Consider the following 15,834-nt stretch of genomic DNA (forward strand, 5'->3'; position numbering starts at 1 on the left):
CGGTCGGCGGTGAGCACGGTGCCGGTGCGCAGCGTTCTGCGCGGATGGCTGTACGACCGCCTCGTGGCGGGAATGACCACTGACTGGTACCGCGCGGTTCTGTCGAGGCTGCCCGACGGTGCGCGCCTGCTCGACGTGGGCATCGGTACCGGCGCGGCGCTGGCCCGGTGCGCGGATCTCGTGCGGGCGAAGCGGCTCGACATCGTCGGGCTCGACATCGACCCCGACTACCTCTCGCGGTGCCGCACCGAGATGGCGAACGCGCAGCTGTCCGAGCAGGTCTCCCCGCTGCTGTCGTCGGTGTACGACCACCGCGGTGGCCCGTACGACGCCGCGTACTTCAGCGCCAGTCTCATGCTGCTGCCCGACCCGGTCGCGGCCATCGCGCACGTGGCGTCGCAGCTCACCCCGGACGGCAGGCTGTTCGCCACACAGACCTTCCACCACCGCCGCTCCCGTCTGCTGGAGCGGGCGAAGCCCCTCGTCCGCCACATCACGACGATCCACTTCGGACGAGTGACGTATGAGGACGACTTCCGCAAGGCATTCGCCGACGCCGGTGTGGAGCTGATGGAGCTCACCACGCTGAGCGGCACCAGGCACTCGTCCTACCGGCTCGCGGTGGCGAGGATCGGTGACGACGACAGCGACGGCCGGGGGTGCACGGCGGCCTGAGCCGCTCGTGCCGCCTCACCGCTGCAGCACGTACTCCCCGGGTGCGGGTGCCACCGCGTGCATCCCGCGCCCTCCGAGCTCCGGAGGCGCGTCGCGCAGGGGGCCGCTGCGCTCGCCGAGCCACGCGAGGTGATCCGCCCACCACGAGCCGGCCACGGGCCGTGCCGTGGCCAGCCAGCGGCTCGCGTCGGGCGGAGTGGTCTCGGCGACCTGGAACTCGGCGTCGGGGTCGTCGGGCGGGCACACCACCGAGGCCCTGGAGCCGCTGGTGGACAGCACGAACCGGCTGGTGCCCCCGAGCAGCCCCGTGGTGCGGTAGCAGGACTGCCACGTGTCCGAGCCGGATCCGGCTACGACGTAGGTGTCCCGGTCGATCTTCGACAGATCGACCGCTGTGCCGAGCATGGCAGCCGCCCCGGGCGTCACCAGCGCGTTGTCCTGTGCCACGTCCACCAGGGCGCGGTGCACGGCGGCCGGAAGGCGGACCGTGTCGGCGAGCCACGACAGCACCTCCGGCGCCGGTGCAGCGGACCGGCCGGTTCCGTGGTGGGGCGCCCGGTTGGGCCGGAGGTCGTCCGGCTGCCGCCGGGCCAGTGCCGCCACGAGGCCGCTGCCGTCGAGACAGCCCCGCCGGGCCGACGCCGCCACGGCGCCCCGCGCAGCGTCGGTGTCGTGGGTGCCGTGGCCCTCGTGGTCGAGCACGGATGCCGCGAATGTCACCGAGGCCACTCGTTGCTGGGCGCCCATGGCCGCGAGGTGCGCCAGCAGCATCGCGGTGACGGCGCCGCCCGACCAGGAGAAGGCCATCAGCGACGTCCCGGAGGTGCGGGTGATGTGCTCACACGCGTCGATCGCGTCGAGGACGGTCCGGCCGTAGGTGTCGAGGTCCCAGACGGCGTGCTCGGGGCCGGGGTTGCGCCACGACAGCAGGAACACCTGCTGGCCACCGCGGACGAGGTGCTCGACGATGCTGCGCCTGGGCGCCAGGTCGGCCAGGTAGTACCGGGTGGCCAGCGGCGGCACGACCAGCAGGGGCAGGTCGCGGACCTCCTCGGTCTGCGGCAGGTACTGGATCAGCTCGGCCACGGGCGTGCGGAGAACGACGGCACCGGGAGTGGCGGCGACGTCCGTGCCCACATCGAACCCGCAGCAGGCCCCCTGCGAGGCCGGCACGCGGGGCCGTGCAGCGAGATCGCCCGCGAGGCGGGCCACCCCGCGCACCGCGTTCTCACCGCCGAGAGCGCGCCGCCACACGGCCGGGTTGAGCGGGGTGTTGCTGGGTGCGAGGGCGTCGACGAGTGCGGTGACCGTGGAACGGATCCGTTCGTCGTCAGGTCCGTCGAGCCGGGCGTCCGTGATGAGGTCGGAGGCGATGGCACCGGCCGCGATGTGGGTCTGCACGACGCGGCGCAGCAGCGGGTTGTCCGACCACGCGGGGTCGGCGTAGCGCTCGTCATGCGGGGACGGGGCCAGAGTGGAGCGGCCCAGCCCGATGCGGGCGAGCTCCGCGGCGAGTCCGGCGCCCCGGCGGGCCACCGTCAGCGGACGTCCGGCGAGCGCCGCCGCCATCCGCACCGCGGGAGCGAGAGGCAGATCCGGGCGTAGCGGGCCGGACGCGACGTCGGCGAACAGCATCTCGAGTCCGAGCGCGGCCTCGGCGGCGTCGAGGTGCGCCCGGCCGACGCCGCGATGCTCGTTGGTCATCTGCACCCCTCGTGATTCTGCAGTGCCCTGATCCCGGCAGTGGCTCGCGAACACAGGATGGACCACCCGGGCGACCGTCGAGCGCGCGGGCGCCGACACGGCGCGGGGCACGGCGCGTCGCGCGGCTCCGCCCCGTTACGCTGACCAAGACCGTCGGCGGCCGGACCCGCCGTGATCCCCGCCCTGGGGCCCGCGCCGACGCGGGGGCCCGTGCGGGGCCGATCCCGAGCACAGCGTGCGCGACGTTGAGGGAGTTGTGTGTCCCAGGCCCAGCAGATCGCTCCTTCTTCGCGCCCGCTCCGGGCCTGGCAGCGCAGCGCACTCGCCCGATACCTCGCCTCGGCACCTCGTGATTTCCTCGCGGTCGCCACGCCCGGCGCGGGCAAGACGGCCTTCGCGCTGCGGGTGGCCGCGGAGCTGCTCGCCGATCGGGTGATCAACGCGGTGACGGTCGTCACGCCGACCGAGCACCTCAAGCACCAGTGGTCGGGCGCAGCGGCACAGGTCGGCATCGCGATCGACCCCGACTTCCGCAACTCGACCGGTGCCACGTCCTCGGACTACACCGGAATCGCTGTCACCTACGCGGGTGTGGCGGCCCACCCGCTGCTGCACCGGGCCCGCACGGAGAACCGCCGCATGCTCGTCATCCTCGACGAGGTGCACCACGCCGGGGACGCCCGGTCCTGGGGTGACGCCGTGAAGGAGGCGTTCGACCCGGCCACCCGCCGGCTCACGCTCACGGGCACCCCGTTCCGCAGCGACGACAACCCGATCCCGTTCGTCGACTACCTGCCCGACGCCGAGGGTGCCCTCCGCAGCCGGGCCGACCACGCCTACGGGTACGCGGAGGCGCTCGCCGACGGTGTGGTCCGGCCCGTGGTCTTCATGGCCTACTCGGGCGTCTCGAGCTGGCGCACCAGCGCGGGGGAGGAGATCACCGCGCGGCTCGGCGAACCGATGACCGCTGAGCAGACCGCGCGGGCATGGCGCACCGCGCTCGATCCCGGCGGCGAGTGGATCCCGGCCGTGCTGTCCGCAGCCGACAAGCGGCTGACCGGCCACCGGGCCGGTGGGATGCCCGATGCCGGCGGGCTCGTGATCGCCACCGACCAGACCACCGCCCGTGCCTACGCCGCCATCCTCACCGACGTGACGGGCACGCCGCCCGTGGTGGTGCTCTCCGACGAGCCGGGAGCCTCGGCCCGGATCGCCCGGTTCTCGGAGTCGGACGACCGCTGGATGGTGGCCGTGCGCATGGTCAGCGAGGGCGTCGACGTCCCGCGGCTCGCGGTGGGCGTCTACGCGACCAGCGCGTCCACCCCGCTGTTCTTCGCCCAGGCCGTCGGTCGCTTCGTCCGGTCCCGGCGGCAGGGGGAGACCGCCTCGGTGTTCGTGCCGAGCGTCCCGGTGCTGCTCGGCCTGGCGAGCGAGCTCGAGGCCCAGCGCGACCACGTGCTCGGCAAGCCGCATCGCGCCGACGAGCAGTGGGACGACGAGCTGCTCGCCCAGGCGCAGCGTCAGGAGGACGAGCCCGGCGAGGACGAGAAGGCGTTCACCGCGCTGGGGGCGGAGGCCGAGCTCGACCAGCTGATCTACGAAGGCCGATCGTTCTCGGCCGACGAGGAGGACTACCTCGGCCTGCCCGGCCTGCTCGAGCCCGAGCAGGTGCGCACGCTGCTCAGCCAGCGCCAGAAGGAATGGATGAGCCGCTCCCAGCGCGCTCAGGCGGCCGCGCCGCCACCCCCGCCCGCCCCGCCTGCCGAGCGGCCTCAGCTGTCGGTACGGGAGCAGCTGGGCGCCCTGCGCAAGGAGCTCAACACGCTCGTCGCGCTGCAGCACCACCGCACGAACAAGCCGCACGGCATGATCCACAACGAGCTCCGCAAGCTGTGCGGCGGACCGCCCACGGCGATGGCCAGCATCGAGCAGCTCGAGGAGCGCATCGCCACGCTGCGATCCTGGCGGTGAGCCGGGGCGCGGGCAGCCGGCGGGCGGCCCGGGACACGACAACGGGGCGGGAACCTGAGGTTCCCGCCCCGCTGTAGGTCGCTGTTGAGAGGGCCGGCTCAGCCGGCCCCTGTCAACTGCCTGACTGCACGTCGATCTCCATCTCGCGGAGCTTGTCGGCGTGCGCCCTTGCGTGGTGACCGCAGAACAGCAACTCGCCGCCCGACGGCAACACGGCCCGAACCTTTGCGGCCGCTCCGCATCGGTCACAGCGGTCAGCGGCGGTCAACTCGGGCCGGGTCAGGGTTCCTGGCTGCATAGCGGTCTCCCTCCGTCTCGACGCCGGATCATCTCCGGCGCCGGCTTGCTGTGACGACCGCTCGCGCGGTGCGTCCACACTCTCAGACGTACTCCACCCTGCACGTGTTCCCCGATTGCCCCGCAATGAAAGTCACGTGACCGAGCGTGGTCGGTCGAGTGGCCCTAGCGGTGGCGCCTCGGTGACTACCGCAGATTCAGTTGACTTGGAGTGAATGATGCGGTGCCCGGCGTGACACCGCAAGATGGCCCGTGTTAACACTCTTGGCGTGGCGGTTACTCTCTGCACATGACGTCCAGTGTGCGCAACCGGGTGCCGGCGCCAGCACTGTTCGTTGTCGGGGGCCTCTCGATGTACGTCGGGGCAGCCCTCGCGGTGGGGCTGTTCACCCGTTTGTCGCCGTCCGCTGTCGCGATGTTACGGATGATCGGAGCCGCGGCCGTGCTTCTCGCCTGGCGCCGCCCGGGCCTCGGCGCGTGGCGTGGGCCGCGGTTTCGCCAGGCCGTGGCGCTCGGCCTGGCCACGGCGTTGATGAACGTCACATTCTACGAGGCGATCGCCCGGCTTCCGCTCGGCACCGCGGTGGCGATCGAGTTCTGCGGACCCGTGGCCGTCGCCGCGGTGGCGTCGCGCGGCGCCCGTGATCTCGGCGCGGTGGTGCTGGCGGCGGCCGGTGTGTTGCTCATCGCGGATGTGCGCTGGTCAGGAGGCCCTGCGGGGGTGCTGTGGGCGCTCGGGGCCGCGGCGCTGTGGGCCACCTACATCCTGCTGAGCAAGCGGGTGGCGAGGTCCGGCAACGGCCTCGACGACCTCGCGGTGGGGTTCACCGTGGCCGCTGTGGCGTTCTCTCCACTCCTGCTGCTCGGCGGTCCGGAGGGCCCCGGAGCACTGCTCGACCCCGTGGTCCTGGGGCTCGGTCTCGGGGTGGGAGTGCTGGCCAGCGTGGTGCCCTACGTGCTCGATCAGGTGGTGCTGCGCAGGTTGGGGCGAGCCCGCTTCGCGGTGCTGCTGGCGTTACTGCCTGCCACCGCCACGGTCGTGGGCTTGGTCGGATTGGGCCAGATTCCGGGCTTCCAGGAAGCGCTCGGTATCGCTGCGGTGATCCTGGCGGTCGCGCTCCGGTCACGGGAAGGTGACGAACCGGCAGCGGTCGGCGGCGGCTGATTTCGGTTACGAAGAGTGAATCGCCGAACGGTAACCCAGTGTGACCGTTTTGTCCTGATCCGCGTGATCAGCCGCCGAATGGATGAATCATCGGCGACACGCCCGTGGAGCGGTGAGCGGCAACCCGGCAGCGGGTGAACCGGTGGTGGGGGTGAAGCGTGTAACACGAAAGTCATCGGCCGGGGCTTTCGGTGACACGCGCGAGGGGTGGGATCGTGTCGACCCGCCTGACGGCGGGGCGTGCCTAGGGTTCCGCCGCGTCGCGCGGGTCTGGTCCGAGAGGCGCAGCGGGCTCCGTGCGGCGGAGCCCGTCCACGGCGGGACAAAAGCCCGGGAGGCCTGATCCCGGGGTTTGCCGTGCCCCGGCCGACATCGGAGCGAGCCGTGCATCTCGTCCCGCCCGACCCCCGCCTCACCGGGCACTGGCGCCGGTCGCTCCTGGCCACCCCGGACGGCAGACGCGACACGACCACCCGGGTGTCCTGGCTGCAGGCCGGAGAGCTGTACGTGGACCTGCGGATCCCGGCGGCGGGCCCGGAGCTGCGGGGAGCCCGTCGCCTGGGCGACCTCGACCGGGGCCGGGCGATCGCCGTGGCGCGGATCGAGGGATTTGCCGGCCGGCTCGTCGCCGACGGGGGCTGGGCGCGCTGGGAGCGGCTGGTCGACATTCAGCCGCCCACCGCCTCTCCGGACGAGGGGAGGCTCGCCGCCGAGCACGGCGGCGCCGTCGACACGATGGTCGAGACCGGTCGTGACGGCAGCTACGTCGAGCACTGGCAGCGGGTCGGTGGTCCGGGTGGCGCGCCGGTCGCGGTGCTGCTGAGCGAGGCCACGACCGGAGCGTGCGCCGTGCTGGTGCGGGTCGGGGAGGACATCGGGTGGGCCCGGGGCCGGGCACGCCCGCTGCCGCCCGGCCGCCGCCTGGCGGATCTCGTGGCCGCGGCCGCGACCACGGAGGGGGCCCGCGACCTGCTCGACACCGAGGTGGCGATCGGTCGCCTCGGCCGCGACGGCGCCGTCCTGACCCGCTCCAGCCTGCCGTGGCGCGCAGGCGCCCCGTTCCGCGTGTCCGTGCACGACGGCGGCCTCGCCACCGAGGACGTCGACGCGGCAGGCGAGCCGGTCCGCCACGTCTGGCACGTCCTCGCCCGAGAGGGAGCCCCGGCCGGCCTCCCGCTGTCGCGACCTTCGGGGGAGAGCAGGAGATGACGACTCCCACCGACTTCAGCGAGGTACCCGTCGTCGACGTCTCCGCCCTGCTCCGCGACGACCCGCGCGAGCGGCAGCGGGTGGCGCAGGAGCTCGGCCGGGCGGCCCGGGAGGTCGGCTTCCTCCAGGTCACCGGCACGGGCATCGACCCCGCGCTGTTCGCCGACCTGCTGCGGGTGACCAGGGCGTTCTTCGACCTCCCGTACGAGGTGAAGATGCGCACCTACATCGGCCGGTCGCGCAACCACCGCGGCTACGTCCCGGTAGGCGAGGAGGTCTTCAGCGGCGGCAGCGTCGATCTCAAGGAGGCCTTCGACCTCGGCCTCGACCTGCCCGCCGACGACCCCGACCACCTGGCCGGCCGCATGCTCGGGCCGAACCAGTGGCCCGACGTCCCGGGTTTCGCCGCGGCCTGCACCGCCTGGTACGAGGCGGTCATGGCGCTCGGCCGGGCGCTGCTGCGCGGCTTCGCCGTCGCGCTGGGCGAGTCCGCGGACGTGTTCGACGGGTACGTGACGAAGCCGCCGTCGCAACTGCGGTTGATCCACTACCCGCACGACCCGCACGCGGTCGACAGCGTGGGCATCGGTGCCCACACCGACTACGAGTGCTTCACGATCCTCAAGCCGACGGCACCGGGGCTCGAGGTCCTCAACGGCGCCGGCACGTGGGTGGACGTGCCCCCGCGCCCGGACGCGCTCGTGGTCAACATCGGCGACATGCTGGAGACGTGGACGAACGGTGCCTTCGTCGCCACCACCCACCGCGTCCGCAAGGTCACCGAGGAACGCTGGTCCTTCCCCCTGTTCTTCAACGTCGACCACCACACCGTCGTCGCGCCGCTGCCGCAGTTCGTCCGGCCCGGCGAGCCGGTCAGAGCTCCCCTGGTCGCGGGTGAGCACCTGTTCGCCCAGACCGCTCAGAGCTTCACCTACCTCAAGAACCGCATTGCCTCGGGCGAACTGGTCCTGCCGGAGGGATCGCTTGCGCCCTCCTCGTTCGGCCAGGAGGCGCGCCACGGCGCCGCCCCCTCCTGACCGCCCCACCCGCTCCCGCGCCGGATGGACCGAGGAGACAGACATGGACACCGAGCAGGACTCGTACCACGGGGAGGTCGCAGCGCGCGAGCGCGGCCGTCACCTACTGGACCTGCCAACGCGGCACGGCCGGGGTCCGGATGCAGCGGGTCTGCCGGCGCTCCTCGGCGACCTCGCCTGCCGCTACCGCTTTCGCCCCGATGCTTGGGTACGCGTCCGGTGAGTTCACAGGAACGGAACACGCGGGTATGCCCCGATTCACCCACCGGAGATGGACTGCTCATGACCCGGAGAGGTGGGGGCGCGCCAAGGGTTCCGCTCCCGGTCCGCACCGGGAGGCCTGGTCCGAGAGGCGCAGGCGACACCGTCGGCTCCTCCGGCGGGATCGCTCCACAGCGGGACAGACACCCGAGACACAGTCGCTGCCGGCTACCCCGAGGCCGGCGCCACGCCACGAGGAGAGCCATGTCACCCAGAACTGTCCCGGATCGTCGATGACTGCCGCGCCGGTGCAGGCCCCGGGGCCACGGGTGGCACAGGGCCTGGTCGCCGAGGTCGCGGACCTGCACATCGGTTTCACCCGCGGCGGCCGCGAGATCGAGGCGGTCCGCGGCGTCGACCTCGAGATCCGCGCCGGAGAGGTGCTCGGCCTGGTCGGTGAGTCCGGTTCGGGCAAGAGCGTGCTCGGGCTCGCACTGCTCGGCCTGCTCCCCGAGTCGTCGCAGCCGCGCACGCGCGGCACCGCGCGGGTGGCGGGCATCGACATGCTCACCGCGAGCCCGCAGGTGTGCCGCCAGGTCCGCAAGAACGAGCTGGGTGCCGTCTTCCAGGACCCGATGACCTCGCTCAACCCGACCATGCGGGTCGGCCGGCAGGTCGCCGAGGCGGCGGGCTCGGGTGCCGAGGCGCTGCGCCTGCTGCGCGCGGTCGGCATCCCCGAGCCGGAGCGTCGCCTCGACAGCTTCCCCCACGAGCTGTCCGGCGGCCTGCGACAGCGCGTCATGATCGCCATGGCGGTGGCGGGCGACCCCGCACTCCTGATCGCCGACGAACCCACCACCGCCCTCGACGTCACCGTGCAGGCGCAGGTGCTCGCGCTACTGCGCCGGCTGCGTGACGACGTCGGCTGCAGCGTCCTGTTCATCACCCACGACTTCGGCGTCGCCGCGCAGATCGCCGACCGAGTCGCGGTGATGTACGCGGGACGTCTCGCCGAGATCGGCCTGACCGAGACCGTGCTGCGCGCGCCGACCCACCCCTACACGGCGGGTCTTCTGCGCTCGCGGCTCTCCCTCACCACTGAGCGTGGCCGCCCGGTCGACACCCTGCAGGGCGGGCCACCGGACCCCTCGGCTCCGCTTCCGGGCTGCGCCTACGTCCCGCGTTGCCCCCTCGTGATGGACAGGTGCCGCGACACCGTGCCCGAACCGGCTCCATCCGCGAGCCGGCACGAGCACCTGCGGGCCTGCCACGCAGAGCGCTCGCGGGTTCTCGCCCTCGCCGCTCCGCGGCCCTCGGCGAATCCGTTCCCCGGAGCGGTCGTGCCGGAGGGCCCCGTTCCGGGTAACCCGGCTGCCCGGGTCAGCGCCGTGGAGAAGACCTTCCGGGTGCGCGCCGGGCGGGGTCGCCGGGCGCGCCTCGCCGCGCTCCGCCGCGTCACCCTCGACGTACAGCCGGGGGAGTGCGTGGCGATCGTCGGGGAGAGCGGTTCGGGCAAGTCGACCTTGCTGCGAGTGCTCGCCGGTCTGGAGAGCCACGAGCGCGGCGACCTGGTGCTCGGCGGGAACTCCCGGCCGCAGATGGTCTTCCAGGACGCCGGGGCCTCGCTCACGCCGTGGCTCACCGTCGGGGCGCTGCTCGACGAGCGGCTGCGCACCGAGCGGCTCCCGGGAGGCGCCCGCCTGCAGAAGGCCGAGCGCCGCAGGCGTTCCGCAGCCGCGCTGGACCGCGTGGGCCTGCCCGCCGCCACGTACGACGCCAGGGCCGGTGAGCTCTCCGGAGGTCAGCGCCAGCGCGTGGCGCTCGCCCGCGCCGTCGTCGTCCCGCCCGATGTCCTCCTGTGCGACGAGCCCACCAGCGCGCTCGATGTGAGCCTCGCGGCCACCGTGCTGAACCTCGTGCGGTCGCTGCGCCGCGAGCTCGCCATGGCCGTCGTGTTCGTCACGCACGACCTGTCGGTGGCGCGGGTCGTCGCCGACCGCATCGCCGTGATGTACCTGGGAAGGCTCGTCGAGCTCGGTGACGCCGACGAGCTCACCCGTGCACCGCGGCATCCCTACACCAAGGCGCTGCTCGCTGCGGTCCCCGGCTTCGGCGTCGCCCCGGTCCGGCTCGAGGGAGAGCCAGCCAGCCCGCTGTCGCCCCCCACCGGCTGCGCCTTCCACCCCCGCTGCCCGCTCGCCACCGCCGACTGCGCCGACCCCGGGCTCGACGTCCCGCTCGAGCGGCTGAGGCACGGGGCCGAGCAGCTCGCCGACGGCGACGAGCGCCGGGTGGCCTGCATCCGACCGAAGGAGCTGTAGAGCGTGGCCGTCGCCGAGGCCTTCACCTCCACCCCCGCCGCTCGCGACCGCAGCCGCTGGGGCCGCGCCGCCCGGTCCCCGCACGCGCGGCTCGACGTGCTGTCCGCAGGTCTGCTGGGGCTCGTGACGGTGGTGGCGCTGGCCGCCCCGGTGCTCGCCCCGCACGGACCGCTCGACCCCGCCGGGATGCCTAGCGCGCCGCCGGGCACGAGCGGCTTCCTGCTCGGCACCGACAGCGTGGGCCGCGACATCCTCAGCCGCGTCCTCTACGGGCTGCGCTCGAGCTGGCTCGCCGCCCTGGCGGTGGTCGCGGTCGGCGCGGCGTTCGGTGGGCTTGTCGGGCTGGTCGCGGGGGCGCGCGGCGGCTGGGTCGACAACGTCCTGATGCGCATCACCGACGGGTTCCTCGCCCTGCCCGCCCCCGTGCTGGCGATCGCCGTGGTCGCGGCGCTCGGCCCGAGCCTGCTCCACACGCTGGTGGCCGTCTCGATCGTCTGGTGGCCCTTCTACGCGCGGATCGTGCGCGGCGAGGTGCGCACCCTCGCGGCCAGACCGCACGTCGAGGCCGCGCGGCTCGCCGGCACCGGACCGGTGCGGGTGGCGACGAGGCACCTGCTGCCCGGCGCCGTCCCTGCCGTGGTGGTCACCGCGAGCCTCGACATCGGCGCGCTCGTGCTCACCCTCGCCGGGCTCTCGTTCCTCGGCCTCGGCCAGCCGGCACCCACCCCCGAGCTCGGGGCCGACGCCGCCCGCAACCTCAGCTACCTGCTGCAGGACTGGTGGATCCCGGTCGTGCCGGGGCTCGCCGTCGCGCTGCTGTCGCTCGTGGCCAACGTGGCGGGCGACGGCGTCCGCAACCTCATGACCCGGCGCTGAGAGGGACCGACGTGCTCCTCCTGCTCGCCAAGCGCCTCGCCGCCGTCGTCGTGATCCTGCTGGCCCTGACCGCCGTGCTGTTCCTGCTGCAACACATCTCCCCGGCCGACCCCGTCAAGACCATGCTCGGGCCGGGGGCCTCGCAGGAGCTCGTCGCCGAGACCCGCAGGCAGCTCGGCCTCGACGACCCGATCTCCGTGCAGTACGTGCACTACGTCGGGCACCTGCTGCAGGGCGACCTCGGCACGTCCTACCGCACCCGCAGGCCGGTAGGCACCGACCTCGCGACGTTCTTCCCGGCGACACTCGAGCTCACCCTGTTCGGGCTGGCGCTGGCCCTCCTGCTCGCCGTCGGGCTGGCCGTGGCCACCACCCTGAACTGGCCAGGGGCAGGGGTGTTGCGGCTGGTGCTGCTGGCCGGGGCGGCGATGCCCGCGTTCCTGCTGGCCATCGGCGGGATCATCCTGTTCTACAAGCAGCTCGGGTGGTTGCCCGCAACCGGTCGCACCGACGTCCTCGACGCGCCGACCGGGCCCACCGGCCTCCTCACCGTCGACGCGATCCTGCACGCCCGGCCGGACGTGTTCGCCGACGCACTGCGGCACCTGCTCCTGCCGGGCCTCGCGATCGCGATCGGGCCGGCCGTCTCGATCGGCCGGGTGCTGCGCTCCAGCCTGGTCACCACGCAACGGACCGACTACACACGCACCGCGAGGGCCAAGGGGCTCACCGACGTGCGGGTGATGCAGCGCCACGTGCTGCGCAACTCGGTGGGTCCCGCGCTGTCGATGACAGGCCTGCAGGTCGGGCTGATGTTCGCGGGTGTGCTCGTGGTGGAGCAGATCTTCGCCTGGCCCGGACTCGGCCAGTACACGGCACAGAGCATCCCGGTGGGCGACTACCCGGCGATCGCCGGCGTGATGTTGCTGCTGGGCGCCGCGTACGTCGTGATCAACACCGTGGTGGACCTGCTGCAGGCCGCCGCCGACCCCAGGATCGAGGCCTAGTACGTGAGCACGCCCCCACCCGCTCCCCGCGACCCGTTCCCGCACTTCACGCTGGCCGCCCGGCCGCCTGGCCCGATGCACGTCAACCGGCCCGAGGGCGAGCGCGGCCTCTCCGGGATCCAGACGTTCATGAAGCTGCCGGTGTGCCTCACCCCGCAGGACCTGCGGGCCGGCGAGATGGACGTCGCGGTCTGCGGCGTGCCCTGGGACGGCACCGTCACCGGGCGGTCGGGCACCCACCTCGGGCCGATGGCCATCCGCTCCGCCGACTACATCGGCGGGTACGGGTTCTCGCTCCCGCACCTGGACGTCCGCGTCGACCCGCTGGAGCACCTGCGCGCCTGCGACTACGGCGACGCCGAGGTGCTCGTCGGCAACACCCTGGGCACCTTCGACCTCGTCCGCGAGTTCATCGCGGGGATCGTCGGGGCCGGGGTCACGCCGCTGATCCTCGGCGGCGACCACGCGATCACCTGGCCGACGGCCACCGCCGTGGCCGACGGGTACGGCCACGGCAAGGTCGGCATCATCCACTTCGACGCGCACGCCGACACCGCGCCCGACTCGCCGGGCTCCCTCGCGAGCCACGGCACGCCGATGCGCAAGCTGATCGAGAGCGGTGCCGTGCCGGGGCGCAACTTCGTGCAGGTGGGCCTGCGCGGCTACTGGCCAGACCAGCCGATCCTCGACTGGATGGAGGAGCACGAGCTCCGCGTCCACTTCATGGCCGAGATCCGCCGCGACGGCTTCGACGCCGTGCTCGAGCGCGCACTCGACGAGGCCCTCGACTCCGCCGACCACCTCTACATCTCCCTCGACGTCGACGTCTGCGACCCCGCGTACGCCCCCGGCACCGGCACCCCGGAGCCGGGCGGTCTGACCAGCATCGACGTGCTCCGTGCGGTGCGCAGGCTGGCCGCCGAGGTCGGCATCGTCGGCATGGACGTCGTCGAGGTCAGCCCGCCCTACGACGGCACCGCGGGCATCACCGCGCTGCTCGCCCACCGCGCCGTCCGCGAGGCCATGACCGGGATGGCCATGCGCCGGATCGGCCTCACCTCGCCCGACTACGTCGACCCCCGGTCGGCGGGCACCGGCATCGCTCGCACCTACCGCACCAGCCCCCCGAGCTCCGAGGACGCCCCATGCAGCAACCCATGATCGTCGGAAAGCCCGCGCTGATCGTCGTGGACATCCAGCAGGCGGGCGCGATGCCGGCGGAGGAGGTCGGCATCGCCCACATGGACGGGATCGACGACCGGGTGCGGCGTGCCGAGCGGCTCGTCGCCGCGGCCCGCGATGCGGGCGTGCCGATCGTCTTCTTCCAGGAGGTGCACCGCCCGAGCGGTGTCGACTTCGGCCGCGAGCTCGACGGGGCCGAGGGCCGCCACTGCGTGGCGGGCGCTCCCGGCACCGACCTCTGGCCCACGCTGGTGCCCGACCCCGCCGCGGACGACCGCGAGTTCCACATCGTCAAGCGCCGCTACTCCGGTTTCATCGGCACGGAGTTCGAGATCGTGCTGCGCGGCCTCGGGGTGCAGACGCTCGTGCTGATCGGCGGCCTCACCGACGTCTGCGTGCACTACACCTTCGCGGACGCCCACCAGCGCGACTTCTACGTGCGGGTGGTCGAGGACTGCGTGGGCGGCTCGTCGGTCGCGCGTCACGAGGCGGCGCTGGACGCGATGGAGTACCTGCAGTCCGGTGCCCGGCGCAGCACGGACGAGATCGTCGCTGCCTTCGAGCGTGCCGTGATCCCGGCAGGGGTGGGCGCGTGAGGCCGGTGGTGCGCCGGCTGCTGCGCGCGCTCGCCGTGCCGGCCGTGCTGATGGTGGTCCTGGCCGCGTGCGGCGGCGGTGGGCAGCCCGCAGTGACCAGCCAACCGCCGACGGACGGAGTGCTGCGCCTGTCGTTCCTGCAGGACCCGGGCCAGCCGCCGGACCCCGACATCTACTACAGCGGCCAGGGGCTCGTCATCACGCAGAACGTCTACGAGGGACTGCTGCAGTACAAGACGGGGGTCGACACGCCACAGATCGCTCCCGCGCTCGCGACGGCGTGGCAGGAGTCGCCGGACCACAGGACGTTCACCCTGACCCTGCGCTCCGGCGTGACGTTCCACGACGGCACCGCGTTCACCTCGGCCGCGGTCAAGCCGTCGTTCGACCGCCGGCTCGCGGTCAACCAGGGGCCCGCCTACATGGTCGAGGACGTGGCGTCGGTGGAGACGCCCAGCCCGACCGAGGTCGTCATCACGCTGAAGACGCCGAACTCGGCGTTCCTCGACTACCTCGCCTCGCCCTACGGCCCCAAGATGATGAGCCCGACGATCCTGCGGGAGCACGCGGGGTCGGACAACGCCGAGGCCTACCTGCGCACTCACGACGCCGGCACGGGGCCGTACACGCTCACGCGGGCCGATGTCGGCCAGGGCTACGAGATGAAGGCCTATCCCGGCTGGTGGGGGCCCAAGCCCTTCTTCTCGACGGTCGAGCTGCCCGTGATCACCGACCTGTCGACGCAGCAGCTGCTGCTCAACAACGGCCAGCTGCACGCGATCCTGCACGATCTCAACGCGCCCGCCGTGAAGGACTACCTCGGCAACCCCGCGGTCTCGAGCTACTCGCTGCCCTCATTCACCACCGAGCAGGTGTACCTCAACCCGAACGTCGGGCTGTTCAAGAACCCGGCAGCGCGCACGGCGTTCCAGCAGGCGCTGGACGTCGAGCAGCTGCGCAACCAGGTGTTCGCCGGGCGCAGCGACCCGGCCACCGGCAACTACCCCGAAGGGCTGATGCCGGCGGGTACCGACCACCAGAACATCCAGCCCAGCACTGCCGCCTTGGCGCAGATCGCGTCGTCGGCGTCGCCGGACGACAAGAGGATCGTGCTCGGCTACGACACGGGCCAGCCCGACGACCAGCAGCTCGCCAACCTCGTCGGGGCCAAGCTGCAGGGCCTGGGTCTCACCCCGGTGGTGCAGGGCTACCCGACGTCGCAGGTCTTCGGGTGGGTCGGCAACCAGCAGGGCGCGCCCAACGTGTTCTTCACCAGCTTCTGGCCGGATGCCGCGCACCCCTACACAGCCGCCCACATCCTGTACGCGCCGGACGGAGGGCTGAACTACCTCGGCTGCTCGGACCCGGCGATCACAGCAGAGCTGCCCCAGGCGCTGCAGTCCGGCGACGACGCCGCCTTCGCCAAGATCGGTGAGATGGCGAGCGCCACCGGCTGCTGGACCAACGTGGCGTACCGGAAGGACTTCATGGTCACGCAGAAGTGGCTCAAGGGCGTGGAGCAGGCGCACGACATCGCGGCTCCGATGAGCCTGCGGATCGCGGACCTGTCAGCCTGACCGCCGGGAAGGGGAC

General features: G+C 72.8%; 14 protein-coding genes and 1 riboswitch. Of the genes, 12 read left to right on the forward strand and 2 right to left on the reverse strand.

All coding sequences use genetic code 11. The features are described from left to right. Positions 1 to 9: 9 nt before the first annotated feature. Positions 10 to 675, forward strand: coding sequence for a class I SAM-dependent methyltransferase (locus ACQPZQ_RS13180; RefSeq protein ID WP_433295426.1), 666 nt, complete (start codon positions 10 to 12; stop codon positions 673 to 675). A gap of 15 nt (positions 676 to 690) precedes the next feature. On the opposite strand, the gene ACQPZQ_RS13185 is transcribed toward ACQPZQ_RS13180, so the two are convergent. Continuing rightward, on the reverse strand, positions 691 to 2,379 hold the full coding sequence (locus ACQPZQ_RS13185) for a PHA/PHB synthase family protein (protein ID WP_433295428.1): 1,689 nt from the start codon (positions 2,377 to 2,379) through the stop codon (positions 691 to 693). A 258-nt stretch (positions 2,380 to 2,637) separates the two neighbouring features. Between ACQPZQ_RS13185 and ACQPZQ_RS13190 the strand changes: the two genes are divergently transcribed. Beyond that, a complete protein-coding gene (locus tag ACQPZQ_RS13190; protein ID WP_433295430.1) occupies positions 2,638 to 4,350 on the forward strand; it encodes a DEAD/DEAH box helicase in 1,713 nt (570 codons plus the stop codon). Between the two features lie 112 nt (positions 4,351 to 4,462). On the opposite strand, the gene ACQPZQ_RS13195 is transcribed toward ACQPZQ_RS13190, so the two are convergent. Then, positions 4,463 to 4,648: a DUF7455 domain-containing protein gene (locus ACQPZQ_RS13195; protein WP_169396434.1), complete on the reverse strand. Its 186-nt coding sequence runs from the start codon at positions 4,646 to 4,648 to the stop codon at positions 4,463 to 4,465. Positions 4,649 to 4,936: 288 nt separating this feature from the next. Between ACQPZQ_RS13195 and ACQPZQ_RS13200 the strand changes: the two genes are divergently transcribed. From ACQPZQ_RS13200 to ACQPZQ_RS13245, 10 genes are all read left to right on the forward strand, one after another. Beyond that, positions 4,937 to 5,812, forward strand: a complete 876-nt coding sequence (locus ACQPZQ_RS13200) for an EamA family transporter (RefSeq protein WP_433295432.1) — start codon at positions 4,937 to 4,939, stop codon at positions 5,810 to 5,812. A 233-nt stretch (positions 5,813 to 6,045) separates the two neighbouring features. Further along, a riboswitch (guanidine-I (ykkC/yxkD leader) is annotated at positions 6,046 to 6,151 on the forward strand. 45 nt (positions 6,152 to 6,196) lie between these two features. After that, entirely contained in the window at positions 6,197 to 7,021 is an 825-nt protein-coding gene (locus ACQPZQ_RS13205; protein ID WP_433295434.1) for a hypothetical protein, read from the forward strand. Next, on the forward strand, positions 7,018 to 8,058 hold the full coding sequence (locus ACQPZQ_RS13210; RefSeq protein ID WP_433295436.1) for an isopenicillin N synthase family dioxygenase: 1,041 nt from the start codon (positions 7,018 to 7,020) through the stop codon (positions 8,056 to 8,058). Before ACQPZQ_RS13205 ends, ACQPZQ_RS13210 begins: the two co-directional genes overlap by 4 nt. A 43-nt stretch (positions 8,059 to 8,101) precedes the next feature. After that, positions 8,102 to 8,281, forward strand: a complete 180-nt coding sequence (locus ACQPZQ_RS13215) for a hypothetical protein (protein WP_433295438.1) — start codon at positions 8,102 to 8,104, stop codon at positions 8,279 to 8,281. Between the two features lie 271 nt (positions 8,282 to 8,552). Beyond that, entirely contained in the window at positions 8,553 to 10,580 is a 2,028-nt protein-coding gene (locus tag ACQPZQ_RS13220; protein WP_433295440.1) for a dipeptide ABC transporter ATP-binding protein, read from the forward strand. Between the two features lie 3 nt (positions 10,581 to 10,583). Further along, a complete protein-coding gene (locus ACQPZQ_RS13225; protein WP_433295442.1) occupies positions 10,584 to 11,456 on the forward strand; it encodes an ABC transporter permease in 873 nt (290 codons plus the stop codon). 11 nt (positions 11,457 to 11,467) lie between these two features. Next, on the forward strand, positions 11,468 to 12,463 hold the full coding sequence (locus ACQPZQ_RS13230) for an ABC transporter permease (protein ID WP_433295444.1): 996 nt from the start codon (positions 11,468 to 11,470) through the stop codon (positions 12,461 to 12,463). A gap of 3 nt (positions 12,464 to 12,466) precedes the next feature. Beyond that, complete coding sequence (gene speB, locus ACQPZQ_RS13235) at positions 12,467 to 13,624, forward strand: agmatinase (RefSeq protein ID WP_433295446.1); 1,158 nt, start codon at positions 12,467 to 12,469, stop codon at positions 13,622 to 13,624. After that, positions 13,609 to 14,241, forward strand: coding sequence for a cysteine hydrolase family protein (locus ACQPZQ_RS13240; protein ID WP_433295448.1), 633 nt, complete (start codon positions 13,609 to 13,611; stop codon positions 14,239 to 14,241). The genes speB and ACQPZQ_RS13240 overlap by 16 nt, the downstream gene beginning before the upstream one ends. Further along, positions 14,238 to 15,818: an ABC transporter substrate-binding protein gene (locus ACQPZQ_RS13245; RefSeq protein WP_433295450.1), complete on the forward strand. Its 1,581-nt coding sequence runs from the start codon at positions 14,238 to 14,240 to the stop codon at positions 15,816 to 15,818. Before ACQPZQ_RS13240 ends, ACQPZQ_RS13245 begins: the two co-directional genes overlap by 4 nt. Positions 15,819 to 15,834: the final 16 nt, after the last annotated feature.

This window comes from Pseudonocardia sp. CA-142604, assembly GCF_050948475.1.
Taxonomy (GTDB): Bacteria; Actinomycetota; Actinomycetes; order Mycobacteriales; family Pseudonocardiaceae; genus Pseudonocardia; species Pseudonocardia alaniniphila.